Genomic DNA, 22320 nt, shown 5'->3' with positions numbered 1-22320 from the left:
GCGGAGGATTACTTGTCGTCTGCGTCGCGCTCGAGACGCGCGCGCGTCTCTTCCGGCGTCTCGAGGTCGACGGCCGGCGCGGCCTCGACGGCGGCGTCATCGGCCACGACCTCTTCGACGACGACGTCCTTGGGCTCGACGATGCGCAGGATCGCCTGGCTGTGCACCTCGATGATGGTCCCGGGCGCGATCTCCACGAGCGCCGGAGTGTCGAGGTCCTCGGGGTCGTACGCCACGATCGTGCCGTAGATGCCGCCCTGAAGGAGCACCTTCACTCCGGGGACGGTCTTGGTGGCCTTCTCCTCCTGCTCCGCCTTCATCGCCTTCGTGCGCTTGCGCGTGTTGAAGATCATGAAGACGAGGAGGACAGCGAGAAGTCCGAAGAGGAGGAATTCCATGGGCATGGGTGCAGCGCCTTTCTCAGGTGCGCACTCCAGCCATTGGGCGCGCAGAGGTATCCGGGAAGTCTTCAGCGATTATAGGTCATCAAGGCGAAGCGTCCCGTCGGGATGCGGCACCCCGAGGTGCGCATACGCCTCCGGCATGGCCACCCGACCCCGCGGTGTACGGCCGAGGAATCCGATCCGCACGAGGTAGGGCTCGACGACGCTCTCTACCGTCTCGCCCTCTTCACCGACGGCGACGGCGAGCGTGCTGAGTCCGACCGGCCCCCCGCGGAACCGGCGCACGAGCGCCTCCAGCACCGCGCGGTCGAGCCTGTCCAGGCCGATCGGGTCGACGTCATAGAGCTCGAGAGCAGCGCGCACGTCGGCGATCGTGGCGGCTCCCCCGCTGTGCACCAGTGCGTAGTCGCGCACCCGCCGCAGCAGCCTGTTCGCGATGCGCGGAGTTCCGCGGGAGCGACGGGCGATCTCCGACAGCGCATCCGTCGGCACGTCCACTCCGAGAACGGTCGCGGACCGCGCGATGACCTGTTCGAGCTCGAACTCCTCGTAGAACTCGAGATGACCGGTGAAGCCGAAGCGGTCGCGCAGAGGGTTCGGCAGCAGCCCGGACCGGGTGGTCGCTCCGACGAGCGTGAACGGCGCCAGCTCCAACGGGATGCTCGTGGCACCCGCGCCCTTGCCGACCATGATGTCGATGCGGTAGTCCTCCATCGCGAGGTACAGCATCTCCTCGGCCGAGCGGGCCATCCGGTGGATCTCGTCGATGAAGAGGACCTCACCCGGCACCAGGCTCGACAGCAACGCGGCGAGGTCTCCGGCGTGCTGGATCGCCGGACCGCTCGACAGACGCAGCGGACGTTCGCTCTCGTGCGCGACGATCATGGCCAGCGTGGTCTTGCCCAGCCCCGGGGGGCCTGCGAGCAGGATGTGATCCGCGGGGCGGCTCTGGATGCGTGCCGCCTCCAGCAGCAGCTGCAGTTGCCCGCGCACCTTCTGCTGGCCGACGAACTCGCCGAGGCTCGACGGCCGCAGGGCGCCCTCGATAGCGAGCTCGGTGTCATCGACCGGTTCTGTGGCGTCGAGGGCGTCAGGCACGCGTCTGGCCGCCCTGCGCGGGGCCGAGAAGCGCGAGCGTGCGGCGCAGGAGTGCCGCGACCGAGCCGCGCTCGGCGTCCGTCGCCTCGGAGGCGGTCTGCGTGGCGGCCTCCGTCGCGACCTTGTCGGACCAGCCGAGTCCGACGAGCGCGGCCGCGACCTGGGTCACCACGTCGGTCGAGCCGGCGCGTGCGGGCTTCGAGCTCGGGGCGACCGGCTGCACCTTGCCGGCCAGCTGCAGCACGATCAGCTTCGCGGTCTTCGGACCGATACCCGAGACCCGTCGGAACGGTGCATCGTCTTCCGCTGTGACCGCTTCGGCGATCTGGTCCACCGTCATGTGCGAGAGGACTCCGAGCGCGGACTTCGGCCCCACGCCGGTGACGCTGATCAGCAGACCGAAGATCTCGAGCTCGCTCCGGTCGGCGAAGCCGTAGAGCGAGAGTGCGTCCTCGCGGACGATCAGGCTCGTGTGCAACAGCAGACGCTCCCCGATGGTCGCCGTGTGGGGAACGTCGGCGGGCACGGCCACGGAGAACCCGACACCGCCCACGTCGATGACGACCTGGTCGGCGGTCGAGTGCAGGACGACGCCGTGCAGGGAGGAGATCATCCCCTCAGCCTACGACCCGGATCGTAGGTATGTTCGAGCGACACGCTCCGCATCGGCCCACGCGCGCTGCGCCGGTGTCAGCGCCGCCTGTCCCGTGGCACCGGCACTCCCCCGACGCCAGGCGTGGCACAGGGCGATCGCGAGGGCGTCGGCCGCATCCGCCGGCTGGGGTGGCGCGTCGAGTCGCAGGATGCGGGCGATCATCGCCTGCACCTGTCGCTTGTCGGCTGCGCCGTAACCGGTGACCGCTGCCTTGACCTCGCTCGGCGTGTGCGTGGCCGCGGGCAGGCCCGCCTCGGCGGCGATCAGCAGTGCCACACCGCTCGCCTGCGCGGTGCCCATGACCGTGTGCGTGTTCTGCTGTGCGAACACGCGCTCGACCGCGACCGCATCCGGACGATGCTCCGCGATGACCTCGCGGATACCCGCGGCGACGATCGCGAGACGGTCGCCGATATCGGCATCCGGTGACGAGCGGATGACACCCACGTGCACCAGCGTCCCGCGACGGGTGCGGTCGACGTCGACGACGCCGACACCGCAGCGGGTGAGGCCGGGGTCGATGCCCAGGACACGCAGAGAGGAGGTCACTCCCCCAGGCTAGGCCGGAGGGAGGACACGAGCCGTTCGGCGCGCCTACGCCTCGTCGTTCTCCAGCTCGGCCTGCACCTCTGCCGTGAGGTCGAAGTTGGTGAACACGTTCTGCACGTCTTCGCTGTCTTCGAGTGCGTCGATCAGGCGGAAGATCTTGCGGGCCGTGTCAGCGTCGATCTCGACCTTGAGGTTCGGGACGAACTCGACATCCGCGGATTCGTAGTCGATGCCCGCGTCCTGCAGCGCAGTGCGCACCGCGACCAGGTCGGCGGCCTCCGTGATGACCTCGAACCCCTCGGCGTGCGGCTCGATCTCCTCGGCACCCGCTTCGAGTGCGGCCATCATGACGTCGTCTTCGGAGGTTCCCTCCGAGCCGACGACGATGACGCCCTTGCGGCTGAAGTTGTACGCGACGCTGCCCGGGTCGGCGAGCGTGCCGCCGTTGCGACTGAGCGCCGTTCGTACCTCGGCGGCCGCACGGTTCTTGTTGTCGGTCAGACACTCGATCATGAGGGCCACGCCGTTGGGTCCGTAGCCTTCGTACATGATGGAGAGGTACTCGACGGCTTCGCCGCCGATACCCGCGCCACGCTTCACCGCGCGGTCGATGTTGTCCTTGGGGACAGAGGTCTTCTTCGCCTTCTGCACCGCGTCGAACAGCGTCGGGTTGCCCTGGAGATCGGGACCGCCGAGCTTGGCGGCGACCTCGATGTTCTTGATGAGCTTGGCCCAGGACTTGGCGCGCCTGGAGTCGATGATGGCCTTCTTGTGCTTCGTGGTCGCCCACTTGGAATGCCCGGACATAAGTCTCCGCTCGTCGTATCCGCCCGTGGGCTTGGCCCAGGGCATCGTCAAGTCTAACGAACTGCGCGAGTGGCGCAGGATGGAGACATGCGCAGTTCCCGACACGTCGCCCCGGCCCTCCGCTCATCCGACCTCCGCGACGACGAACCGACACCGGCCGACACCTTGCGGTACCTGATCCATCTGCCGGACGACTACGACGCCGACCCGGATAGACGCTGGCCGCTCGTGCTCTTCCTGCATGGTGCGGGCGAACGCGGTTCCGACCTCGACCTCGCTGCGCTGCACGGCCCGCCGAAGCTCGCAGACGCCGGCCACGAGTTCCCGTTCGTGCTCGTCACTCCCCAGTGCTCCGAGTCGAGTCAGTGGGTCACGGAACTCTCGACGCTGTCCGTGCTGCTGGACGAGGTCGTCGCGGCGCACCGCATCGATCACGCACGCATATCGTTGACCGGACTGAGCATGGGCGGGTTCGGAACCTGGAGCATGGCGGTGCGCTATCCGGATCGGTTCGCCGCGATCGCGCCGATCTGCGGCGGTCTGTGGTTGCAGAGCGCTGCGCCGCTCCAGAGTGTGCCCGTCTGGGCGTTCCACGGCGACGCCGACGATGTCGTGCCGATCTCCGCTACGGAGCAGATCGTGACCGAGCTCCGATCACTCGGCACCGACGTGCGTTTCACGCGGTATGCGGGCGTCGGCCACGATTCCTGGACCGAGACGTACGAGAACCCCGAGTTCTACGACTGGCTGCTCTCCCACCGCCGTCTCCGCTGATACCCGTCTGGCGCGCGATGGCTCGCGGGTGTAGTCCTGACGCATGGACCAGAGTGACTTCGACGACAGAAGGCGCGCTCTCGACGCCGCCCACCGCCGCGCGACGGAGTTCCTGGGGTCGCTCGATGATCGACCGGTGTGGCCGCGCGCGAACCTGGACGAGATGCTCGATGCCTTCGGCGGCCCGCTGCCGGACGACGGCACGGATCCGGCGGACGTGATCGAGGAGATCGCGAGCCGCGCCGACCCCGGGCTCGTGGCGATCCCCGGTGGACGGTTCTTCGGCTTCGTGATCGGCGGCACGCATCCGTCCGCCCTCGCCGCTGACTGGCTCGTCTCCGCGTGGGACCAGAACTCCGGCTCCTCTGCGTTGGCCCCGGCGACGGTGGCGATGGAGCGCGTGGCCGGGCAGTGGATGCTCGAGCTGTTCGGGCTTCCCTCCACGGCCAGCGTCGGCTTCGTCACCGGAGGCCAGCTCGCGAACTTCACCTGCCTCGCCGCCGCACGACAGGCCGTGCTGTCGCGCGCGGGGTGGGATCTTGCCGAGAACGGGCTCCGCAGCGCCCCACCGCTCCGCTTCGTCGTGGGTGCCGACCGCCACGGCTCCATCGATCGCGCTGCCCGGTTCCTCGGGATCGGAAGGGCCGAGCTGATCGTCGTCGACTCCGACGATCAGGGGCGGATGCGCCCGGCTGCGCTGGAGCAGGTGCTCGCGGGCGGTGCCGGCCCCTTGATCGTCTGCCTGCAGGCCGGGGAGGTGCACACCGGTGCCTTCGACGGCTTCCAGGCACTGATCCCGATCGCCAGAGCACACGAGGCCTGGGTGCACGTCGACGGAGCCTTCGGGCTCTGGGCCGCTGCCACGCCCACTCTCCGATCGCTCACGGCAGGCATGGAGCAGGCGGACTCCTGGGCGACCGACGGGCACAAGACCCTCAACGTGCCCTACGACTGCGGCATGGCGATCGTGCGCGATCCCGCCGACTCGATCGCCGCGTTCCGCACCGGCGGCGACTACCTCATGTACACGGGGCTCGACCCGTGGGATGTGACACCCGAGCTCTCCCGGCGTGCACGCGGCGTGCCGGCCTGGGCCGCGCTGCGCAGCCTCGGCCGCTCCGGCGTCGTCCAGCTCATGGACCGGCTGCACGCGAACGCCGTGGCGATGGCATCCGGATTGCGCTCCATCCCGGGGGTGCACGTCGTCAACGACGTCGACTACACGCAGGTGATGTTCCGACTCGAGTCCGACGATGCCACCCGCGTCCTCGGTCGCGCGATCCTCGACGAGGGAACAGCCGCGGTGACCGGGGCGGAATGGCGAGGCCGAGCGACGCAGCGCTGCTCGATGTCGTCGTGGGCGACGACTACCGCGGACATCGACCGCACGGTGGCTGCGATCCGCGCCCTGGTGCTGAACGCCTAAGCGTGCGTCGATTCGTGCGTCCGGGCGAACGTCTCGACGAGACCGAGGAAGCGGGCGTGGAAGCGGGTCTCAGCGTCGACCTCAGGGTGGAAGCTCGTGCCGAGCAGTCCGCCCTGCTGCACGGCGACGACGGTGCCGTCGGGCAGCGCGGCGAGAACCTCGACCTGCGCGCCCACCCGCTCGACGATCGGCGCCCGGATGAATGTCGCACGCACGGGCTGCTCGCCCAGCACCGGAACGTCGAGTTGCGTCTCGAACGACTCGGTCTGCCGCCCGAAGGCGTTCCTGCGCACGTCGATGTCCATCCCGCCGAAGGACTCCTGCCCGTCGATGCCGTCGAGCACGGTGTCGGCGAGGAGGATCAGGCCCGCACACGTGCCGTAGACCGGCAGGCCCGCCGCGATCGCCGCGCGGATCGGCGCCTGCATCCCGAACGTGCGGGACAGCTTGTCGATCACGCTCGACTCCCCGCCGGGGATCACGAGCCCGTCGACCGATGACAGTTCCGCAGGGCGGCGCACCAGGACGACATCCGCGCCCAGGCTCGCGAGCAGGGCGGCGTGCTCGCGCACGTCGCCCTGCAGCGCGAGGACGCCGACGCGGGTGTTACCAGCCACGCTCAGCCAGGCGGTGCGGCGCGGGCAGGTCCGACACGTTGATACCGACCATCGCCTCACCGAGACCGCGCGAGACCTCTGCGATGACCTTGGCGTCGTCGAAGAAGGTGGTGGCCTTGACGATCGCCTTGGCGCGCTCGACAGGGTTGCCCGACTTGAAGATGCCCGACCCGACGAACACGCCGTCGGCGCCGAGCTGCATCATCATCGCGGCGTCAGCGGGTGTCGCGACGCCGCCGGCCACGAACAGCACGACGGGGAGCTTGCCGGTCTCTGCGATCTCCGCGACGAGTTCGTAGGGTGCCTGCAGCTCCTTCGCCGCGACGAACAGCTCGTCCTTCGGAAGGGCGGTCAGTGCGGCGATCTCGCCGCGGATCTTGCGGATGTGCTTCATCGCCTCCGAGACGTCACCCGTTCCGGCCTCACCCTTGGAGCGGATCATCGCCGCGCCCTCGTTGATCCGGCGGAGCGCCTCGCCCAGGTTGGTGGCACCGCAGACGAAGGGAACGGTGAATCCGTACTTGTCGATGTGGTTGACGTAGTCGGCCGGGGAGAGCACCTCGGACTCATCGATGTAGTCGACACCGAGTTCCTGCAGCACCTGAGCCTCGACGAAGTGGCCGATGCGCGCCTTCGCCATTACAGGGATCGAGACCGCATCGATGATGCTGTCGATCATGTCGGGGTCGCTCATACGCGAGACGCCGCCCTGCGCACGGATGTCGGCAGGCACCCGCTCGAGCGCCATCACGGCGACGGCCCCGGCGTCTTCCGCGATCTTCGCCTGATCCGCGGTGACGACGTCCATGATGACGCCGCCCTTGAGCATCTCCGCGAGCCCGCGCTTCACGCGCGCGGATCCGGTGGTGGCCTGTTCGGTGCTGGACATGGCGTTCCTCTCGAGGGACTGATCGACGCGCTTTTTGCGTGATTCGTAGTCAACTTTGATCTATGTCAAAAGATAGCATCGTCCGGCACGACCTAGAATCGGTTCTGACATGAGCGACGACATTCGAGGAACCACGGCGGCGGACATCGCCGACAGCGTGCGTGCCCTCCGTGAGCGCGGAGCACTCCGGCCGGGAAGCGTGCTTCCTCCCGTCCGTGAACTGGCGGCCAGACTCGGGGTGAATCGGAACACCGCGGTGGCGGCGTACCGCCAGCTCGCCCAGGCAGGACTCGTGGTCTCACGAGGACGGGCAGGAACCGTGATCGCCGGTGTGGATGCCGTGGCGCAGGAGGGGTACGCCTCCGACACGGTGCTGCGTGATGTGGCGACCGGGAATCCCGATCCCGCGCTGATCCCCGATCCCTCCCCCGCGCTGGCCACCGTCGCCGGCCGCCCGGTCCTCTACGGCGAGCCCGTGATCGACCGCGGACTCGACGCGTGGACCCGCGACTGGGTCGCCCCCGATCTCAGCCACGCCGACTTCCGCATCACCGTCACCAGCGGTGCGGTCGACGCGGTCGAACGTCTCCTCGCCCAGGCCCTGACACGTGATGACGCCGTCGCGTTGGAAGACCCGTGCTTCCTCGCCAGCATCCACACCGTGCGTCTTGGCGGATACCGCGCAGTTCCCGTCCCGGTCGACGAGGAGGGGATGACCGTCGAAGGTCTTCGCACCGCGCTCGCCGCCGGGGTCCGAGCCGTCATCTGCACCCCGCGCGCGCAGAACCCGACCGGCGCCAGCCTTTCCGCGCGCCGTGCCTCCGAACTGCGCGCCGTGCTGGTCGACCACCCCTACGTACTCCTGATCGAAGACGACCACTTCTCGATGCTGTCCCAGCGCCCCTACGAGTCGCTCATCGGACCGGGACATCGCCGATACGCGCTGGTGCGCTCGGTGTCGAAGTTCCTGGGACCGGACATGTGCCTCGCGATCGCTGCGACGGACCCCGAGACCGCCGACCGGCTCGCGATGCGCCTGAGCCCCGGCACCACCTGGGTGAGCCATCTGCTGCAGCGCCTCACGCTCGCGCAGCTGACCGATGCCGAGGTCTCGGCCCGTGTCGCTTCCGCCGGCGCCCACTACGCCGCCCGCAACGCCGCGTTCACGGCGCGCCTCCGCGAACACGGTATCGACGCTCCCGTGACGGATGGCCTCAGCCTCTGGATCGAGCTGCCGCGCCCCGCACGGCTGGTCGTCGAGCGCCTGATGCGCCGCGGCTGGCTCGCCCGCACCGGCGATGAGTTCGCGCTCGGCGATCGCGCGGAGCCATCCCACCACCTACGTCTCACCGTGCACGACCTGTCCGACGACGATGCGGCCACGCTCGTCACCGACCTCGTCGCGGCAGTGCGATGATCCCCCGTCGCGCACAGCAGTGCGCCCTGAATGAAAGGATCGGGAGATGAAGATCCTCTCCATCCAGTCCGCCGTCGCGTACGGCCACGTCGGGAACTCGGCAGCGGTCTTCCCGCTGCAGCGCATCGGTGTGGAGGTGCTCCCGGTGTACACCGTGAACTTCTCCAACCACACCGGCTACGGCGCCTGGCGCGGACCGCTGATCGCTCCCGACGACGTGCGTGAGGTCATCACCGGCATCGAGGAGCGCGGCGTCTTCGACCAGATCGACGCGATCCTCAGCGGATACCAGGGCGGCGAGGGCATCGGCGACGTGATCATCGACGCCGTCGCGCGCGTGAAGGCGGCCAACCCCGCGGCGATCTACGCCTGCGACCCGGTCATGGGCAACGCCAAGTCCGGCTGCTTCGTCGCACCGGCGATCCCGGTGCTGCTGCGGGAGAAGGTCGTGCCGGTGGCCGACATCATCACCCCGAACCAGTTCGAACTCGGCTTCCTCACCGACACCGAGCCCGACACTCTCGAGTCCACTCTCGCCTCGGTCGACCTCGCGCACGCCATGGGGCCGCGCACCGTCCTGGTGACGAGTGTCGAGCGGCCCGACCGAGAAGAGGGCACGATCGAGATGCTCGCGGCCGATGAGCACGGTGCCTGGATCGTGCAGACGCCTCATCTGCCGATGAAGGCGAACGGCTCGGGTGACGTGACCGCGGCGCTGTTCACCGCGCACTACGTCGAGACCGGCAGCGCGAAGACCGCGCTCGAGCGCACCGCCTCGAGCGTGTACGACCTGCTCAAGGCCACACTCGAGGCCGGGGAACGCGAGCTGCTGCTGGTCGAGGCTCAGGAGTTCTACGCGAACCCGCGGATGCAGTTCACGGCGCGTCAGGTCCGCTAGGCCAGGCGCCGGCCACGGCCTCCCGCACCTCACCGAGGAGCTGCGGGAGCGCCTTGGTCTTCGCGATGATCGGGAAGAAGTTCGCGTCCGACGTCCACCGCGGCACGATGTGCTGGTGCAGGTGACCGTCGACGCCGGCGCCGGCCACGGCACCCTGGTTCATGCCCAGGTTGAAGCCGTCGCAGCGCGACACCTCGCGCAGCACGCGCATGCCGATCTGGGTGAGCGCGCCGATCTCGGCGACCTCCTCCGGCGTCGCCTGATCGTACGTGGCGATGTGCCGATACGGACACACGAGCAGGTGACCCGAGTTGTACGGGAAGAGGTTAAGCAGCACATACGCCGTCTCGCCGCGCGCGACGATCAGACGCTCGGCGTCCGGATGCTTCGGGGCCTCGCAGAACGGGCACTCCTCGCGCAGCGGCTCGGGCCCCGCCTGGATGTACGCCATCCGGTGCGGGGTCCAGAGCCGCTGGAACTCGTCCGGCACGCCGGCGAAGTCCCGGCCGTCCTCCACGTCAGACACCGGAGTGCCCGCGAGCGGGAAGAGCAGCGCGCAGGGGGCTCACGCCAGATCTCCTGCTGTCTGCACAAGCGCATGCGTGTCGATCGCCGCACGGATGCGGGCCACGGCATCCGCGATCGGCACGCCGTTCTCCTGCGTGCCGTCACGGTAGCGGAACGAGACGGTGCCGGCGTCGCGGTCCTTCTCCCCCGCGATCAGCAGCAGCGGGACCTTGCCGGTCGTGTGGGTGCGGATCTTCTTCTGCATCCGATCATCCGAGGCGTCGAGCTCGGCGCGTACACCGGAGTCCCGCAGCGTGCGGATCACGTCGCCGAGGTAGTCGGCGAAATCGTCGGCGACCGGGATTCCGACGACCTGCACGGGCGACAGCCAGACCGGGAAATCACCGGCGTAGTGCTCGAGCAGGATCGCGAAGAAGCGCTCGATCGAGCCGAACAGCGCGCGGTGGATCATGATCGGACGCTTCTTCTGCCCGTCCTTGTCCATGAACTCGAGATCGAAGCGCTCCGGCAGGTTGGGGTCGACCTGCACGGTCGACAGCTGCCAGGTACGGCCGATCGCGTCGCGCGTCTTCAGGTCGATCTTGGGGCCGTAGAAGGCAGCCTCACCCGGCACCTCGGTGAGCTTGAGTCCGGAGGCCACGGCGACGCGGCGCAGGGCGTCGGTCGACGACTCCCAGAACTCGTCGGAGCCGATCCACTTCGACTTCTCGTCGTCCTTCATCGAGAGTTCGAGCTCGAAGTCGGTGAGCCCGAAATCGCGGAGCATCGAGAGGATGAACTCCAGGACCTTGGCGACTTCCGCCTCCAGCTGGTCCGGCGTCACGAACAGGTGCGAATCGTCCTGGGTGAAGCCGCGCACGCGGGTCAGGCCGTGCAGCGCGCCCGAGAGCTCGTTGCGGTAGACCGTGCCGTTCTCTGCCAAGCGCAGCGGCAGGTCCCGGTAGCTGCGCGCGCGCTCCTTGTAGATCAGGATGTGCATCGGGCAGTTCATGGGCTTCAGGTAGTAGTCCTGACCCTGCTTGGTGATGTTGCCCTCGTCGTCGCGCTCCTCGTCCATGACGATCGGCGGGAACATGCCGTCCTTGTAGGTGACGAGGTGGTTCGAGGTGAGGAACAGGTCCTCCTTCGAGATGTGCGGCGTGTACACGTAGGTGTAGCCGCCCTCGATGTGGCGCTTGCGCGCGTGCTGCTCCATCTCGCCGCGGATCATGCCGCCGCGGGGATGCCAGACCGACAACCCGGAGCCGATCTCCTCGGGGAATGAGAACAGGTCGAGCTCCTTGCCGAGCCGGCGGTGATCGCGCTTGGCCGCCTCTTCGAGCCGATGCTGGTAGGCGCGCAGCTCGTCCTTGGTCGGCCAGGCCGTGCCGTAGATGCGCTGCAGCTGCGGATTCTTCTCGCTGCCGCGCCAATAGGCGGCAGCGATGCGGGTGAGGTCCCAGCCGTTGCCGATCATGCGCGTGTTGGGCAGGTGCGGTCCGCGGCAGAGATCCTTCCAGACGACCTCGCCGTCGCGGGTGGTGTTGTCGTAGATCGTCAGCTCGCCCTCGCCGACCTCGACGGATGCCCCCTCGGCCGCTTCCTTCCCGCCCTTGAGTCCGATCAGCTCGAGCTTGAACGGCTCGTCGGCGAGCTCGACGCGTGCTTCGTCATCCGAGACGACACGGCGCACGAAGCGCTGTCCCTCACGGACGATGCGCTGCATCTCCTTGGTGATCGCCTTGAGGTCTTCCGGCGTGAACGGCGATTCGACGCCGAAGTCGTAGTAGAACCCGTCGGTGATGGGCGGACCGATGCCCAGGTTCGCCTGCGGGTTGATCCGCTGCACGGCCTGCGCCAGGACGTGCGCCGTGGAGTGGCGCAGGATGCTCAGTCCGTCGGGGCTGTCGATCGTGACCGCCTCGACCTCGTCGGTGTCGGTCACTGTGGTCGCGAGGTCCTTGAGGATGCCGTTGACGCGCATGGCGACGACGGATCGGTCAGAGAACAGGGCGAAGCCGTCTGTCGGCTGGGCGTTTTCAGGCACTGATCACTCCATCTGGGTCTGGATCTAGGCTACTCGCATGCCCGGGCGGTCCTGACCGTTGTGGCGCTGTCTCAGCGGCGCAGGAGGTCTCCCGAACCGGAGATCTCCTTCGTCACCTGCGCATCCCCGTCGTATGAGATGCTGCCGCTCCCGTCGATCCGCGCATCGAGCGTGCGCGACGCGGTGATCAAGGCATCTCCGGCTCCATGGATCGTGACCACGGCGTCGGCGCTGTGCAGGTCTCCCGCCTCGTAGTCGCCGTCGCCGCTGATCTCGACGTCCTGGGTCTGCGTATCGCCGCTGATCGCGACCGCACCCGATCCGTCGAGACGGACGGTGATGCTGTCGACCCTCGCATCCTCGACCGTGATCTCGCCCGAACCGTCGACGGTCAGCGTGGCGGCCCGCCCGTCGATCCCCTGTGCCTCGACATCGCCGGAGCCTCGCACGGAGATCGCTGCATCATCCGCACCGGTGAAGTCGGCGGAGGCATCCCCCGATCCCCGCACGGTCAACGATGCGAGTGCGCTCACCGTCAGTTCGTATCGGATCGCACCCGTGCGCACCGGCGTCCCACCCGCCATCCCGAGGCGCAGCACGCCATCGTCGATGTCGGTGGTCAGCTGCTCGATGATGCGGGATCCGGCGATCACCTTCAGAGAAGGGACGTCGCCTCGCGTCACCGTGAGGTCACCGGAGGTGTCGAGTTCGACTGCTCGCACATCGGTCACCGCACGGTTCTCCGCGACCACGGCACCGGGATCGAAAGAGCTGCAGCCGGTCAATCCCGCGGCCAGCAGGATGACGGCGGCGGAGAGGGCCGGCAGAGGTGAGCGCATGCCCTTCACGCTACGCAGCCCCTGGGCTGCCGAACAGCTACCGCGGTATCGAACCGCTCTCACCCCTCGGTACGAGCCGTCAGGCCCCGGCGACGACGAGCCCGGACTCATACGCGAGGATCACGAGCTGTGCGCGGTCTCGGGCTTCGACCTTCGACATGATCCGGTTCACATGCGTCTTCGCCGTGTGCGGCGAGATCGTGAGCTCGGCGGCGATCTCCTGATTCGTCCGCCCGGCCGCGACGAGGAGGAGCACCTCCCGCTCACGGGCGGTGAGGCGTGTGAGGAGTTCATTCTGCCTCCGAGACGTCGTCGGCGCAGCGCCCTGCACCGACCGCTGGATGAGCGCTCGCGTCGCGGCGGACGACAACAGCGACTCCCCCGCGTGGATCGTCCGCACGGCATGCACGATCTCTTCGGGCTCCGCGCCCTTGCCGATGAAGCCGCTCGCCCCGGCCCGCAGTGCCGCCACCACGTACTCGTCCTCTTCGAACGTGGTCAGGATCAGCACGCGCACCTGGCCGCCGCGGTGTTCTGCGCAGATCGACGCGGTCGCGGCGATACCGTCCATCTCGGGCATCCGGATGTCCATCAACACCACGTCCGGGCGCTCTTCCGTGACCAGAGCCACAGCTTCCCGCCCGTTCGACGCTTCGCCGACGACGCGGATCCCGCCGTCTGTCAGGATGTCGCGCACGGCCTGGCGAACGAGGGGCTGGTCGTCGACGACGAGGATGGAGATCGACATCAGGTGCTGCTTCCGGTGGTGGGGATGCTCACGGAGAGGACGAAGCGCCCGTCCGTGTCGGCGGTCGAGACCTGCCCGCGCACCGCGGTGACCCGCTCGCGGAGCCCTCGAAGTCCGTGACCGCTCAGCGTCGCGCCGGAGGATTCCGCGCGGAGGGTGTTGCTCAGAGTCAGGACGAGATGGTCGTCCTCCGCCCGGATCGACACGGCCACGGTGGCGTCCGCGCCGTGTTTGTGCGCATTCGTGAGCCCTTCGAGCACCGCCAGGTAGGCGACGTGATCACTCGCCGGAGAGAGCGCGGCCACTGGCTCCGCACGCTCAAGGTCGATCTGCAGCCCGACCTCGGCGAAGCGCTCGACGAGAGCATCCAGACTCGCCAGACCGCTCTGCGGGTGCAGCGACCGCACGTCCTCTGCATCGTCCGAGCGGAGCAGCGCCATGAGCCCGCCGATGTCGGCCAGCACCGTACGCGACGCACTGCGGATGGTCGTCAGAGCCTCGCGCGCGCGTTCCGGTCTCGTCTCCAGCGCTGACGAGGCGACCCCGGCGTTCAGACTGATCACCGAGATCTGGTGCGCGACGACATCGTGCAGATCGCGGGCTATGCGTACCCGCTCCTCCGCGACGCGACGACGTGCCTCTTCGTCGCGCCCCTGCTCTGCGCGCTCCGCGCGCTCGGTCATGGCCAGGGCGAACTCACGGCGTGAGCGCGCGGCATCTCCCAGCGCGCCCCCGAGCAGGACGAACAGCACGAACTGCAACGCGGTCGACTCGAAGAGGTCGCCGGAGAGGGCGATGCCGTTCGAGAAGAACACCACGACGGCCGCTGCCGTCACGCTCACGATTCCGATCAGACGCCCGTGTCGATCGATCACCGAGTAGCAGCTGATGGCCGCGGCGAGCAGGGCGCTGGGCGCCACGACGCCGGCCGCTGCCAGCCCTACCGCGCACACGAGGCTCACCCCGAGTGCGACGAGAGGCCGACGCCGTCGAAAGAGCATCGCGGCGGCGGGGATGAGCGCGGGGATGAGGAGCAGACCGCCCGCCCGATAGATCTGCTCAGGGAACGGCAGCACCGCGAAGACCACGACGACCGCCACGGCGATGGCGTCGCTCAACGGCGCAGCGATTCCCGGGGGGCGGAGCGACGACATGAGTCCAGTATTCCCTCGCTGCCGCGGCCGCGAATCCCCCACCGGGATGACACGCCTGTACCGCGATCGCAGTACGCGGGTGTCTGCGCCGGGTTGATGTGTGCGCAGCGGCTGCACGGGACGCTGGAGTACGGGAGCGCACCGCGTGCTCCGGGAGAGGGACCGATGAACAAGTTCGCCAAGAGAGCGCTCATCACCGTGGCCGCGATCGGCACGGTACTGGCGGTCGGGCTTGCCACCACGACCGTCGTGAACGCCGTGGCGAGCAACGTCGAGCAGGAGCGCATCGAACCCTACGGCGAGACCGTGACGGTGGACGGCCACGAGATGAACGTCTCCATCGCAGGTGACGGGCCGGAGGACATCGTGCTGCTCCCCGGCTTCGGAACCGCCTCGCCGGTGTGGGACTTCGCACCGCTCGTCGACGATCTGGCCGCGGATCACCGAGTGATCGTGATCGAACCCTTCGGCTATGGCCTCAGCGACGGCACCGAGGCTGAGCGCACCACCGAGAACATCGTCAGCGAGGTGCACGCGGCTCTGCAGGCCCTGGACGTCGACCGTTACGTGCTGATGGGGCACTCGATCGCCGGGATCTACGGCATCGAGTTCGCACAGCGCTACCCCGATGAGGTGAGCGCGTTCGTCGGCATCGACACCAGCGCCCCCGGTCAACCTCATATGGACACGGAGTTCCCGATCGGACTCATGGCGGCCGCGAAGAATCTCGGTCTGGTGCGAGTGCTCACTGCGGTCGGGGGCGTCGGCTACGACGATCCCGCCTACACCGATGAGGCGCGCGAGCAGATCGGCCTGATCAGCAACCGGAACTCCTTCAGCCCGACGTACCTGGACGAGATGGCGCACATCCGCACGAACTTCGCCGACGCGATCGGCACCGCGTTCCCGGAGGACCTGCCGCTCCTGCTCTTCGTGGTCGCCGACAACCCGAACAATCCTGACTGGCTCGCGCTGCACGAACGCCAGGCCGCGGCGGTCGACGACGGAACGGTCGTGCCGCTCGACGGCGAACACTACCTGCACCACACCCACTCCCCCGAGATCGCCGAGGGATTCCGCGCCTGGGAACGGAATCACGCGCCTGCGAACGAGTAGAGGACGGATGACGTGCGCCTCGGACCATCGATCGGTCCGGGGCGCGCGACTTCGTTCCGGACTGTCGCGAGGTAGCGTGAGCGGATGAGCAGAGCAATCGCACGGTGGATCCTCGCCCTCGCTCTCGGCGCGATCGGCGTTCTTCACTTCGTCGGCACGCGCGGTTTCCGGGTGGTGGTGCCCGATTGGGCGACTCGGATCACCCGGTTGGACAAGAACGACATCGTGATCGCGTCCGGTGCGGCAGAGATCGCGCTCGCCGCGGGACTCATCGCCCTTCCGAAGGAACGGCAGCGGGTCGGGTGGGCGACAGCCGCCTTCTTCGTCGCCGTGCTACCCGGGAACATCCACCAGTGGCGCACACGTCGTTCCACACCCGGTCTCGACACCGACGCCCGGCGGTTCGGTCGTCTGTTCCTGCAGCCCCTGCTGGTCGCCTGGGCGATCTGGGCGACCGGTGAGCCGGCCCGAAAGAGCACTCGTCGCCGACGCTGATCGGTACGAGGCCGTCCGCTCTGCACGAGAATGGTGCCATGTCCTCTCCCACGATCGTCTGGTTCCGCGACGACCTCAGAATCGCCGACAACCCGGCGTTGACGGCGGCGATCGATCGAGGCGAACCCGTGATCGCGCTGTTCGTGCTCGACGAGGAATCGGCAGGGATCCGACCGCACGGCGGCGCCGCGCGGTGGTGGCTGCATCACTCGCTCACCTCGCTGGGTGAGCGGCTGCGCGAACGCGGCGCGACCCTCGTGCTCCGTCGCGGCCCGGCCGGACGAGTCGTGCGCGAGGCGGTGCAGGAGCTCGATGCCGGTGCAGTGTTCTGGAATCGTCGGTACGGCGGCGCCGAGCGTGAGGTCGACGCCGCGCTGAAGAGCACGCTGCGCGCCGACGGACGCGAAGTCAGATCCTTCGCGGCGTCGCTTCTGCACGAGCCCTGGACGGTCACCACCGGCAGCGGCACCCACTACTCGGTGTTCACACCGTTCTGGCGCGCCTGCCTCGCATTGCCGTCACCGCGGGCCCCCCTGGCCGAGCCGCAGACGATCGACGGAGCGCGGACATCTCCGGCATCCGACGACCTGGACGACTGGGGGCTGCTGCCGTCGCGCCCGGACTGGGCCGCCGGACTCCGTGAGACCTGGGAGCCCGGAGAGCCTGCAGCGCGTCGCCGTCTGCGGACCTTCCTCCACGAAGACCTTGCGGCGTATGACCGCGCCCGCGACGAGCCATCGGCCGGGGCGACCTCGCTGCTCTCGCCGCGTCTCCGTTGGGGAGAGATCAGCCCGTTCACGGTCTGGGCGGAGGCTGTCGACACCGATGGCGCGGGTGGGTTCCTCTCGGAGATCGGGTGGCGGGAGTTCGCCTGGCACACGCTCTTCCACTTCCCGGACCTCGCGACGAAGAACCTGCGACGCGAGTTCGACGCCTTCCCCTGGCCCCGCGTGGAGTCCGCTCACCTCGAGGCCTGGCAGCGCGGCGACACGGGGGTCCGACTCGTCGACGCGGGAATGCGCGAGCTCTGGCGCACGGGCTTCATGCACAATCGCGTGCGGATGGTCACCGCGTCGTTCCTCATCAAGAATCTGATGATCGATTGGCGGCGCGGGGAGGAGTGGTTCTGGGACACACTCGTGGACGCCGACGGCGCGAGCAACCCCTTCAACTGGCAGTGGGTCGCCGGCTCCGGCGCGGACGCCGCGCCCTACTTCCGCATCTTCAACCCGGAACTGCAGGCGAAGAAGTTCGACCCGCAGGGTCTCTACGTGACGCAGTGGACCGGAGACCAGCTCGCTCAGGAACCGATCGTCGACCTCGGCGAGACGCGCAAGGCCGCGCTCGCCGCCTATGACGTGGTCAAGAGGACCCCGCGCGGCCAGGAGTGACTGCTCCCGCGCGCCGCGTCAGCTCAGCCGGTGCCGTCCTTCTGCCAGGTACGCGAGGCGGCGCAACGTCTCCGTGTTGCGCACGCGGAGCAGCGGCGTCGCGAGGAAGCGCGGGATGAGACGCGCGGGCCCGCTCAACGGTTCCTCATCGATCCGGACGACGCAGCCCCCGTCCTCGGTGCGCACGCGGATGGTGACCTCGGCCTCGCCGAAAGGCCACCCTCGGGCGATCATCACCGCGCGTCCCATCGGCACCCACTCGACGCTGCGCGTCGTGTCGTCGAGGACGAACGGCCAGACGCCGACCGAGTGGTGGAGCTCGGCCTGTGGATGCGGCCACTCCGCATCCACCTCTCGCATCCGCGTCGCGCCGACGACCCAGGACGGGTAGAGCCAGCCATCTGCCAGGATCGCGAAGACGTCCGCCGGGCGGCAGTTCAAGTGTCGTGTGTTCGTCGCCATCAGGACCAGCACCCGGAGGTCACGTCATCCGCCCGAACGTCGCGTCGATGTCGGCCATCTCCATCGCGGCCGTCGCCTCGATCAGCGCGCGCAGTTCATCATCCGCGCCAGGAGAGAACTCCTCGAAGCGCTCAGGCGAGATCGTCATCGGCGACCCCGCCGGTGCCTGCTCACTGGCATCGAGCTCGGTCCCATCGTTCGACGGCGACGCGCCCTGGAAGATCTTCCCCGCCTCGGACTGCGCCGTGAGGTCGAACGAGTACTGCTTGCTCTGCAGCCCGAGATCGAGGAGTTTCTTCACCTCCGGGAACTGCTCCGCGTTCGTCTTCGGAATCGGCAATGACGTGCGCCAGTTCACTCCGAGCGTCTCGAGCGATTTGGCATAGGCGTTCTCGTGCGCCTGATCACGGACGATGAGGTACGAGATCGTGCTGCGCGCCATCTTGTTGTCGGTGATCTCGTACAGACGGCACTTCTGCAGTCGGCCGGTAGACTCGAGCATCAGGTTGTAGAGCAGATCGAGCACGAGGTTGCCGGAGTTGTACACATAGCTGCCGGACCACGGATTGCCCACGGCATCCACGGGCAGCGCGCCCTGCGCCCCGACCAGATAGTGGTGGATGTTGCCGGTGTCGGCGGCGATGCGCAGCGGTGTCGTGCCCCCGGCTCCCGGCTCGTCCACGGGATCGGTGGGCTTTCCCTGGTACTGCGGCGAACCGTCGAGCAGTCGAGAGATGGTCGTGCCGATCAGCTCCACATGGCTGATCTCCTCGGTGCCGATGCCCTGGATCAGATCCTTGTACGGCTTGCCTTCGGGTCCGCGGAAGTTGATGCTCTGGAACAGGTACTGCATCATCGTGCGCATCTCACCGAACTGCCCGCCCAGCCCTTCCTGGAGCGCGTTCGCGGCGGCGGGATCCGGGTCGTCTTGGGCGATCTCGTTGATGAACTCCTGGACATGGAAATACATGAGGTGCCTCCGCAGACGGTATGTGTCTAGTGTCCGCTCATGCTGTTCTCGTCCACCGGTATCCGTACGCCCCTCGACCTGCGGGCTGCGCAGACGTACTATGACGCGCGACGGCCGTTGCAGATTCGGCGGGATCATCCACCACATGTCTCCCTGCAGATCTCGGAACGGTCATCCGAGGACCGCGGAGGACACTATGGTTACGCATATGGGCACATTGAATTACGGCGTCGGCACTGAGCCCATTCACATCGAAGATCGCGCGCTCGCGCACCTGAAGATCGTCATCGCCACCAAACTGCGTCGCAACGAGAGCTTCACGCTCTCGTGGAAGCATCCTGAGGGGGATGCACCCGGCCGTTCGACCATCTGGGTGCACCCGTCGATTCCTCTGCGCTTCACCTTCGACGATCCGGAGCCCCCGGAGATCAACGTGAAGTGGATCGAGGAGCTGATGCACTCGGCGAACTCCACCGGAGGGATCCTCCTCGTCGACGAGGTACTCGACGTGCCTGCGGAGTCCGTTTCCGTCTAGGCAAGCGCCTGCGCTCCCGTCAAGCCCCTGTCCGCGCCTGGCGTGCGCTCATAGTGTGCTCATCATGGGAAAACTCGAGTACAACAGCTCTCGTCCGCCGATCGAGATCGATGATGTGACTCTGGCGCACTTGAAGATCGTGATCGCCACCAAGCTGCGGCGGCAGGAGAGCTTCATGATGACGTGGCTTCCCAGCGACAAGAACCCCGTCGGCCGTCTCACCGCCTGGGTCCACCCGAGCATTCCGCTCATCCTCGCGTTCGATGAGCCGAAGGTCGCCCGGATCGATGCCGCGCGGATCGCTCGCATGATGGAGAGCTTGAACGCCCACGGCGAGCTGTTGATCGATCAGATGGCATAGCAGGAGCACACAGAAGCTCCGCGGGTTTCGTGATTAGGCTGAGCGGATGCAGGAGACAACAACGCGCGGGAGTGTTCGTGCCCGTCGCGTGTGGCTTGTCGGCGCCGCGGCCGCGGTCATCGCCGCCGGCCGGACCACGCACCTCGTAGGGAGCGGTCCCGTCGCCGGCCTGCTCGGTGATGCCCTTTACGCCGTCATGGTCTACCTCGTCTTGGCTTTCCTGCTCCCGCGGTCGGGAGCGCTCGTCATCGGAGCATGCGCCCTGGCGTTGTGCACGTGTGTCGAGCTCTTCCAGCTGACCGGGCTTCCCGCCCTGTGGGCCGACTCCTTCTGGCCGGCGCGGTTGGTCCTCGGCGCCGGTTTCGACCCACTCGACCTGATCGCGTACGCGCTGGGTGCGGGCCTCGCGACAGCGGGCGACCTCGTGTTCGCGCGACAGCGACGTAACGTCTGACTTCAAGGAACCGGCGCCGAGGAGGGACGGAGGCGATATGCCATCCACGTGCCGAGCCGCCGGCCGTTCGAACGCGACATGTCACCAGCCGCGATGATCAGCCAGGACACGAAAAAACCCCCGGAGAACCGGGGGTTTGTCTGTGCGCGATACTGGGATCGAACCAGTGACCTCTTCCGTGTCAGGGAAGCGCGCTACCGCTGCGCCAATCGCGCCTAAAAAGGCTATTCAGTTGTGTGACGAGGTGGCGACGGGATTCGAACCCGTGTAAACGGCTTTGCAGGCCGGTGCCTAGCCGCTCGGCCACGCCACCGTGTGGATTGACCCCACGCGTAAAGAGCCTTCCGAAGAAGACCCTCTACACTCGAGCGGATGACGAGACTCGAACTCGCGACCCCAACCTTGGCAAGGTTGTGCGCTACCAACTGCGCTACATCCGCATTTCGTTCCCGGTTGTCCCGGGCACTCATGAAACATTAGCCGATGATTCCCCGGTGTCCAAACCCGAAGCGAATCTCGCGCGTGTCTCGCCGGATGGTCATCGGGCCGACTTCGGGTCGGGTAGTATCGGTTGTCGAGCCTCACAGCTCATGGGCGATTGGCGCAGTTGGTAGCGCGCTTCCTTCACACGGAAGAGGTCATCGGTTCGAGTCCGGTATCGCCCACAGATCAGAAGCCCTCGATTCGTCGGGGGCTTCTCTCGTCCCACGATGTCGGTGGTGACCCGTAGGTTCGCGCCGTGGATGCGATCGATGCTCTCCCCGGCCCCTGCCTGCTGTGCGGCGGCGCGACCGGCGCGCTGATCGATCGAGCGTGGGTGTGCGCGGTCTGCGGATGGCGCTACGGCGACGTACCCGACGCAGACCTCCCGCTCCCCCGCATCGACGTCGTGTACTACCTGCGCTTCGATCGACGGGTGAAGATCGGCACGAGCCGGAGGCCTCGTCAACGTCTCGCCCGCATCCGCCATGACGAACTGCTCGGATTCGAACGCGGGGACAGGACGGTCGAGCAGCGTCGACACGTCGAGTTCTCGGCCCTGAGGGAAGGCGGCGAATGGTTCACCTTGACCTCCCCCTTGCAAGAGCACATCGCCACCGTCCGCGCCGCGGGAGAGCCGTGGCATCTCTACGCACGTTGGCTCAGCCAGGCGCTGCAGCACACCGAGTGACGGGTGCCGGATACGACAGCGTCGGGCCGCTGCTCTCGAGGAGAACAGCGGCCCGACTCATGTCATCACAGGATCAGAGGCAGCTCACGAGACAGCGTGAGCTCCCGGGGTGCAGATCACGCGGTGGCGACCTTGTGACGCGACGGCGCCGGCTGCGGCTGCGAGAAGATCACGACGACGATCACGGCGGCGCCGACGACGACGTGGGGCAACCAGACGTTCAGGGCCTCACCGGAGAAGCCGAAGATCCACGGCGACAGCGCCAGGAAGAGGCTCGCGACGATGTCGAACACGAGGTGGACGGGCATCGGGATGAACCCGAAGGGGCCCCATTCGTACTTCGTGAAGAGGCTGTAGACGATGAGGCCGACGCCCAGGACGATCGGGATCACGACGGCGGGACCGCCCATGCCGGCGAAGCCGAAAAGCCACGGTGCGGCGATGAGCGCGATACCCACGATGTAGTCGAGTGCACCGTGGACCTTGGTGGGGATGAAACGCATGATTCCTCCTTGTGCTTCGCCGCGGTTGCGGCT

Annotated in this window: 26 protein-coding genes and 4 tRNA genes; 12 read left to right on the top strand and 18 right to left on the bottom strand. The window is 67.7% G+C overall.

The features are described 5' to 3' along the window. Positions 1 to 8 precede the first annotated feature (8 nt). The 5 genes from FB560_RS08525 to FB560_RS08505 form a co-directional block, all read right to left on the bottom strand. The gene (locus FB560_RS08525) at positions 9 to 404 is read right to left on the bottom strand and encodes a preprotein translocase subunit YajC (RefSeq protein WP_407662551.1); all 396 of its coding nucleotides are present in this window, start codon (positions 402 to 404) and stop codon (positions 9 to 11) included. Between the two features lie 72 nt (positions 405 to 476). Next, positions 477 to 1502: a Holliday junction branch migration DNA helicase RuvB gene (gene ruvB / locus FB560_RS08520; protein ID WP_141871964.1), complete on the bottom strand. Its 1026-nt coding sequence runs from the start codon at positions 1500 to 1502 to the stop codon at positions 477 to 479. Beyond that, positions 1495 to 2115 (bottom strand): Holliday junction branch migration protein RuvA, encoded by a 621-nt coding sequence (gene ruvA / locus FB560_RS08515; RefSeq protein ID WP_141871963.1) that lies wholly within the window; start codon positions 2113 to 2115, stop codon positions 1495 to 1497. Before ruvA ends, ruvB begins: the two co-directional genes overlap by 8 nt. Before the next feature lie 9 nt (positions 2116 to 2124). Further along, positions 2125 to 2706, bottom strand: coding sequence for a crossover junction endodeoxyribonuclease RuvC (gene ruvC, locus FB560_RS08510; protein ID WP_141871962.1), 582 nt, complete (start codon positions 2704 to 2706; stop codon positions 2125 to 2127). Positions 2707 to 2751: 45 nt separating this feature from the next. Further along, positions 2752 to 3513: a YebC/PmpR family DNA-binding transcriptional regulator gene (locus tag FB560_RS08505; protein WP_141873179.1), complete on the bottom strand. Its 762-nt coding sequence runs from the start codon at positions 3511 to 3513 to the stop codon at positions 2752 to 2754. An 87-nt stretch (positions 3514 to 3600) separates the two neighbouring features. On the opposite strand from FB560_RS08505, the gene FB560_RS08500 reads away from it, so the two are divergent. Further along, positions 3601 to 4287 (top strand): carboxylesterase family protein, encoded by a 687-nt coding sequence (locus tag FB560_RS08500; protein ID WP_141871961.1) that lies wholly within the window; start codon positions 3601 to 3603, stop codon positions 4285 to 4287. Between the two features lie 43 nt (positions 4288 to 4330). Continuing rightward, on the top strand, positions 4331 to 5713 hold the full coding sequence (locus FB560_RS08495; protein ID WP_141871960.1) for a pyridoxal phosphate-dependent decarboxylase family protein: 1383 nt from the start codon (positions 4331 to 4333) through the stop codon (positions 5711 to 5713). Here FB560_RS08495 and pdxT read toward each other — a convergent pair. Further along, positions 5710 to 6330: a pyridoxal 5'-phosphate synthase glutaminase subunit PdxT gene (gene pdxT / locus FB560_RS08490; protein ID WP_141871959.1), complete on the bottom strand. Its 621-nt coding sequence runs from the start codon at positions 6328 to 6330 to the stop codon at positions 5710 to 5712. The genes FB560_RS08495 and pdxT overlap by 4 nt on opposite strands. Beyond that, positions 6320 to 7219 carry a pyridoxal 5'-phosphate synthase lyase subunit PdxS gene (pdxS, locus tag FB560_RS08485; RefSeq protein ID WP_141871958.1) on the bottom strand — a complete coding sequence of 300 codons (900 nt, stop codon included), beginning with the start codon at positions 7217 to 7219 and terminating at the stop codon, positions 6320 to 6322. Before pdxS ends, pdxT begins: the two co-directional genes overlap by 11 nt. A 109-nt stretch (positions 7220 to 7328) precedes the next feature. On the opposite strand from pdxS, the gene FB560_RS08480 reads away from it, so the two are divergent. Together FB560_RS08480 and pdxY are read left to right on the top strand one after the other, a co-directional pair. Further along, on the top strand, positions 7329 to 8636 hold the full coding sequence (locus tag FB560_RS08480) for an aminotransferase class I/II-fold pyridoxal phosphate-dependent enzyme (protein ID WP_141871957.1): 1308 nt from the start codon (positions 7329 to 7331) through the stop codon (positions 8634 to 8636). 46 nt (positions 8637 to 8682) lie between these two features. After that, positions 8683 to 9534, top strand: coding sequence for a pyridoxal kinase PdxY (gene pdxY, locus FB560_RS08475; RefSeq protein WP_141871956.1), 852 nt, complete (start codon positions 8683 to 8685; stop codon positions 9532 to 9534). On the opposite strand, the gene FB560_RS08470 is transcribed toward pdxY, so the two are convergent. From FB560_RS08470 to FB560_RS08450, 5 genes are all read right to left on the bottom strand, one after another. Then, the gene (locus FB560_RS08470) at positions 9512 to 10060 is read right to left on the bottom strand and encodes an HIT family protein (RefSeq protein WP_141871955.1); all 549 of its coding nucleotides are present in this window, start codon (positions 10058 to 10060) and stop codon (positions 9512 to 9514) included. The genes pdxY and FB560_RS08470 overlap by 23 nt on opposite strands. A 39-nt stretch (positions 10061 to 10099) precedes the next feature. After that, positions 10100 to 12025, bottom strand: coding sequence for a threonine--tRNA ligase (gene thrS, locus FB560_RS08465; protein ID WP_229673235.1), 1926 nt, complete (start codon positions 12023 to 12025; stop codon positions 10100 to 10102). A 134-nt stretch (positions 12026 to 12159) separates the two neighbouring features. Further along, positions 12160 to 12927 carry a GIN domain-containing protein gene (locus tag FB560_RS08460; protein WP_170198090.1) on the bottom strand — a complete coding sequence of 256 codons (768 nt, stop codon included), beginning with the start codon at positions 12925 to 12927 and terminating at the stop codon, positions 12160 to 12162. Positions 12928 to 13006: 79 nt separating this feature from the next. Continuing rightward, positions 13007 to 13675: a response regulator transcription factor gene (locus tag FB560_RS08455; protein WP_141871952.1), complete on the bottom strand. Its 669-nt coding sequence runs from the start codon at positions 13673 to 13675 to the stop codon at positions 13007 to 13009. Next, positions 13675 to 14829 carry a sensor histidine kinase gene (locus FB560_RS08450; protein ID WP_141871951.1) on the bottom strand — a complete coding sequence of 385 codons (1155 nt, stop codon included), beginning with the start codon at positions 14827 to 14829 and terminating at the stop codon, positions 13675 to 13677. The genes FB560_RS08455 and FB560_RS08450 overlap by 1 nt, the downstream gene beginning before the upstream one ends. 165 nt (positions 14830 to 14994) lie before the next feature. Between FB560_RS08450 and FB560_RS08445 the strand changes: the two genes are divergently transcribed. The 3 genes from FB560_RS08445 to FB560_RS08435 all read left to right on the top strand — a co-directional run bounded on the left by FB560_RS08445 (position 14995) and on the right by FB560_RS08435 (position 17831). Continuing rightward, positions 14995 to 15945, top strand: coding sequence for an alpha/beta hydrolase (locus FB560_RS08445; protein ID WP_141871950.1), 951 nt, complete (start codon positions 14995 to 14997; stop codon positions 15943 to 15945). 84 nt (positions 15946 to 16029) lie between these two features. Beyond that, positions 16030 to 16440 (top strand): DoxX family protein, encoded by a 411-nt coding sequence (locus FB560_RS08440; RefSeq protein ID WP_141871949.1) that lies wholly within the window; start codon positions 16030 to 16032, stop codon positions 16438 to 16440. A 38-nt stretch (positions 16441 to 16478) separates the two neighbouring features. Next, complete coding sequence (locus tag FB560_RS08435) at positions 16479 to 17831, top strand: cryptochrome/photolyase family protein (protein ID WP_141871948.1); 1353 nt, start codon at positions 16479 to 16481, stop codon at positions 17829 to 17831. 18 nt (positions 17832 to 17849) lie between these two features. Here the strand turns inward: FB560_RS08435 and FB560_RS08430 are convergent, their stop codons facing one another. Both FB560_RS08430 and FB560_RS08425 read right to left on the bottom strand, forming a co-directional pair. After that, positions 17850 to 18293: an SRPBCC family protein gene (locus FB560_RS08430; protein ID WP_141871947.1), complete on the bottom strand. Its 444-nt coding sequence runs from the start codon at positions 18291 to 18293 to the stop codon at positions 17850 to 17852. 19 nt (positions 18294 to 18312) lie between these two features. Continuing rightward, positions 18313 to 19263 carry a manganese catalase family protein gene (locus FB560_RS08425; RefSeq protein ID WP_141871946.1) on the bottom strand — a complete coding sequence of 317 codons (951 nt, stop codon included), beginning with the start codon at positions 19261 to 19263 and terminating at the stop codon, positions 18313 to 18315. Positions 19264 to 19471: 208 nt separating this feature from the next. Between FB560_RS08425 and FB560_RS08420 the strand changes: the two genes are divergently transcribed. The 3 genes from FB560_RS08420 (at position 19472) to FB560_RS08410 (ending at position 20613) form a co-directional block, all read left to right on the top strand. Then, positions 19472 to 19798: a DUF7882 family protein gene (locus FB560_RS08420; RefSeq protein WP_141871945.1), complete on the top strand. Its 327-nt coding sequence runs from the start codon at positions 19472 to 19474 to the stop codon at positions 19796 to 19798. A gap of 64 nt (positions 19799 to 19862) precedes the next feature. Then, positions 19863 to 20159 (top strand): DUF7882 family protein, encoded by a 297-nt coding sequence (locus tag FB560_RS08415; RefSeq protein ID WP_141871944.1) that lies wholly within the window; start codon positions 19863 to 19865, stop codon positions 20157 to 20159. Between the two features lie 46 nt (positions 20160 to 20205). Beyond that, on the top strand, positions 20206 to 20613 hold the full coding sequence (locus tag FB560_RS08410) for a ribosomal maturation YjgA family protein (RefSeq protein WP_141871943.1): 408 nt from the start codon (positions 20206 to 20208) through the stop codon (positions 20611 to 20613). A 143-nt stretch (positions 20614 to 20756) separates the two neighbouring features. On the opposite strand, the gene FB560_RS08405 is transcribed toward FB560_RS08410, so the two are convergent. The 3 genes from FB560_RS08405 to FB560_RS08395 form a co-directional block, all read right to left on the bottom strand. Next, positions 20757 to 20828, bottom strand: a tRNA-Val gene (locus FB560_RS08405). Positions 20829 to 20855: 27 nt separating this feature from the next. Beyond that, positions 20856 to 20926 (bottom strand) — tRNA-Cys (locus FB560_RS08400). A 54-nt stretch (positions 20927 to 20980) separates the two neighbouring features. Next, a tRNA-Gly gene (locus FB560_RS08395) sits at positions 20981 to 21053 on the bottom strand. Positions 21054 to 21205: 152 nt separating this feature from the next. On the opposite strand from FB560_RS08395, the gene FB560_RS08390 reads away from it, so the two are divergent. Continuing rightward, positions 21206 to 21278: transfer RNA gene (locus FB560_RS08390), tRNA-Val, on the top strand. Between the two features lie 74 nt (positions 21279 to 21352). Further along, positions 21353 to 21784 (top strand): GIY-YIG nuclease family protein, encoded by a 432-nt coding sequence (locus FB560_RS08385; RefSeq protein WP_325058547.1) that lies wholly within the window; start codon positions 21353 to 21355, stop codon positions 21782 to 21784. A gap of 116 nt (positions 21785 to 21900) precedes the next feature. On the opposite strand, the gene FB560_RS08380 is transcribed toward FB560_RS08385, so the two are convergent. Continuing rightward, entirely contained in the window at positions 21901 to 22287 is a 387-nt protein-coding gene (locus FB560_RS08380; RefSeq protein WP_141871942.1) for an SPW repeat domain-containing protein, read from the bottom strand. Between the last annotated feature and the right edge of the window lie 33 nt (positions 22288 to 22320).

Source organism: Microbacterium saperdae (assembly GCF_006716345.1).
Taxonomy (GTDB): domain Bacteria; phylum Actinomycetota; class Actinomycetes; order Actinomycetales; family Microbacteriaceae; genus Microbacterium; species Microbacterium saperdae.
Note: the sequence above shows the minus strand (reverse complement) of the source record. Positions and strands in the feature narration are given on the sequence as shown.

Bases quoted from the DNA above. Each gene is read 5' to 3' on its own strand.
- FB560_RS08430 (WP_141871947.1), bottom strand. From the start codon at position 18,293: ATGGCGACGAACACACGACACTTGAACTGCCGCCCGGCGGACGTCTTC.
- FB560_RS08525 (WP_407662551.1), bottom strand. From the start codon at position 404: ATGCCCATGGAATTCCTCCTCTTCGGACTTCTCGCTGTCCTCCTCGTC.
- FB560_RS08505 (WP_141873179.1), bottom strand. From the start codon at position 3,513: ATGTCCGGGCATTCCAAGTGGGCGACCACGAAGCACAAGAAGGCCATC.
- pdxY (WP_141871956.1), top strand. From the start codon at position 8,683: ATGAAGATCCTCTCCATCCAGTCCGCCGTCGCGTACGGCCACGTCGGG.
- pdxS (WP_141871958.1), bottom strand. From the start codon at position 7,219: ATGTCCAGCACCGAACAGGCCACCACCGGATCCGCGCGCGTGAAGCGC.
- FB560_RS08500 (WP_141871961.1), top strand. From the start codon at position 3,601: ATGCGCAGTTCCCGACACGTCGCCCCGGCCCTCCGCTCATCCGACCTC.
- FB560_RS08420 (WP_141871945.1), top strand. From the start codon at position 19,472: ATGGGCACATTGAATTACGGCGTCGGCACTGAGCCCATTCACATCGAA.
- FB560_RS08495 (WP_141871960.1), top strand. From the start codon at position 4,331: ATGGACCAGAGTGACTTCGACGACAGAAGGCGCGCTCTCGACGCCGCC.
- FB560_RS08450 (WP_141871951.1), bottom strand. From the start codon at position 14,829: ATGTCGTCGCTCCGCCCCCCGGGAATCGCTGCGCCGTTGAGCGACGCC.
- FB560_RS08435 (WP_141871948.1), top strand. From the start codon at position 16,479: ATGTCCTCTCCCACGATCGTCTGGTTCCGCGACGACCTCAGAATCGCC.
- FB560_RS08480 (WP_141871957.1), top strand. From the start codon at position 7,329: ATGAGCGACGACATTCGAGGAACCACGGCGGCGGACATCGCCGACAGC.
- FB560_RS08380 (WP_141871942.1), bottom strand. From the start codon at position 22,287: ATGCGTTTCATCCCCACCAAGGTCCACGGTGCACTCGACTACATCGTG.
- FB560_RS08425 (WP_141871946.1), bottom strand. From the start codon at position 19,263: ATGTATTTCCATGTCCAGGAGTTCATCAACGAGATCGCCCAAGACGAC.
- FB560_RS08410 (WP_141871943.1), top strand. From the start codon at position 20,206: ATGCAGGAGACAACAACGCGCGGGAGTGTTCGTGCCCGTCGCGTGTGG.
- FB560_RS08445 (WP_141871950.1), top strand. From the start codon at position 14,995: ATGAACAAGTTCGCCAAGAGAGCGCTCATCACCGTGGCCGCGATCGGC.
- FB560_RS08415 (WP_141871944.1), top strand. From the start codon at position 19,863: ATGGGAAAACTCGAGTACAACAGCTCTCGTCCGCCGATCGAGATCGAT.
- ruvA (WP_141871963.1), bottom strand. From the start codon at position 2,115: ATGATCTCCTCCCTGCACGGCGTCGTCCTGCACTCGACCGCCGACCAG.
- FB560_RS08440 (WP_141871949.1), top strand. From the start codon at position 16,030: ATGAGCAGAGCAATCGCACGGTGGATCCTCGCCCTCGCTCTCGGCGCG.
- FB560_RS08455 (WP_141871952.1), bottom strand. From the start codon at position 13,675: ATGTCGATCTCCATCCTCGTCGTCGACGACCAGCCCCTCGTTCGCCAG.
- FB560_RS08460 (WP_170198090.1), bottom strand. From the start codon at position 12,927: ATGCGCTCACCTCTGCCGGCCCTCTCCGCCGCCGTCATCCTGCTGGCC.
- thrS (WP_229673235.1), bottom strand. From the start codon at position 12,025: ATGCGCGTCAACGGCATCCTCAAGGACCTCGCGACCACAGTGACCGAC.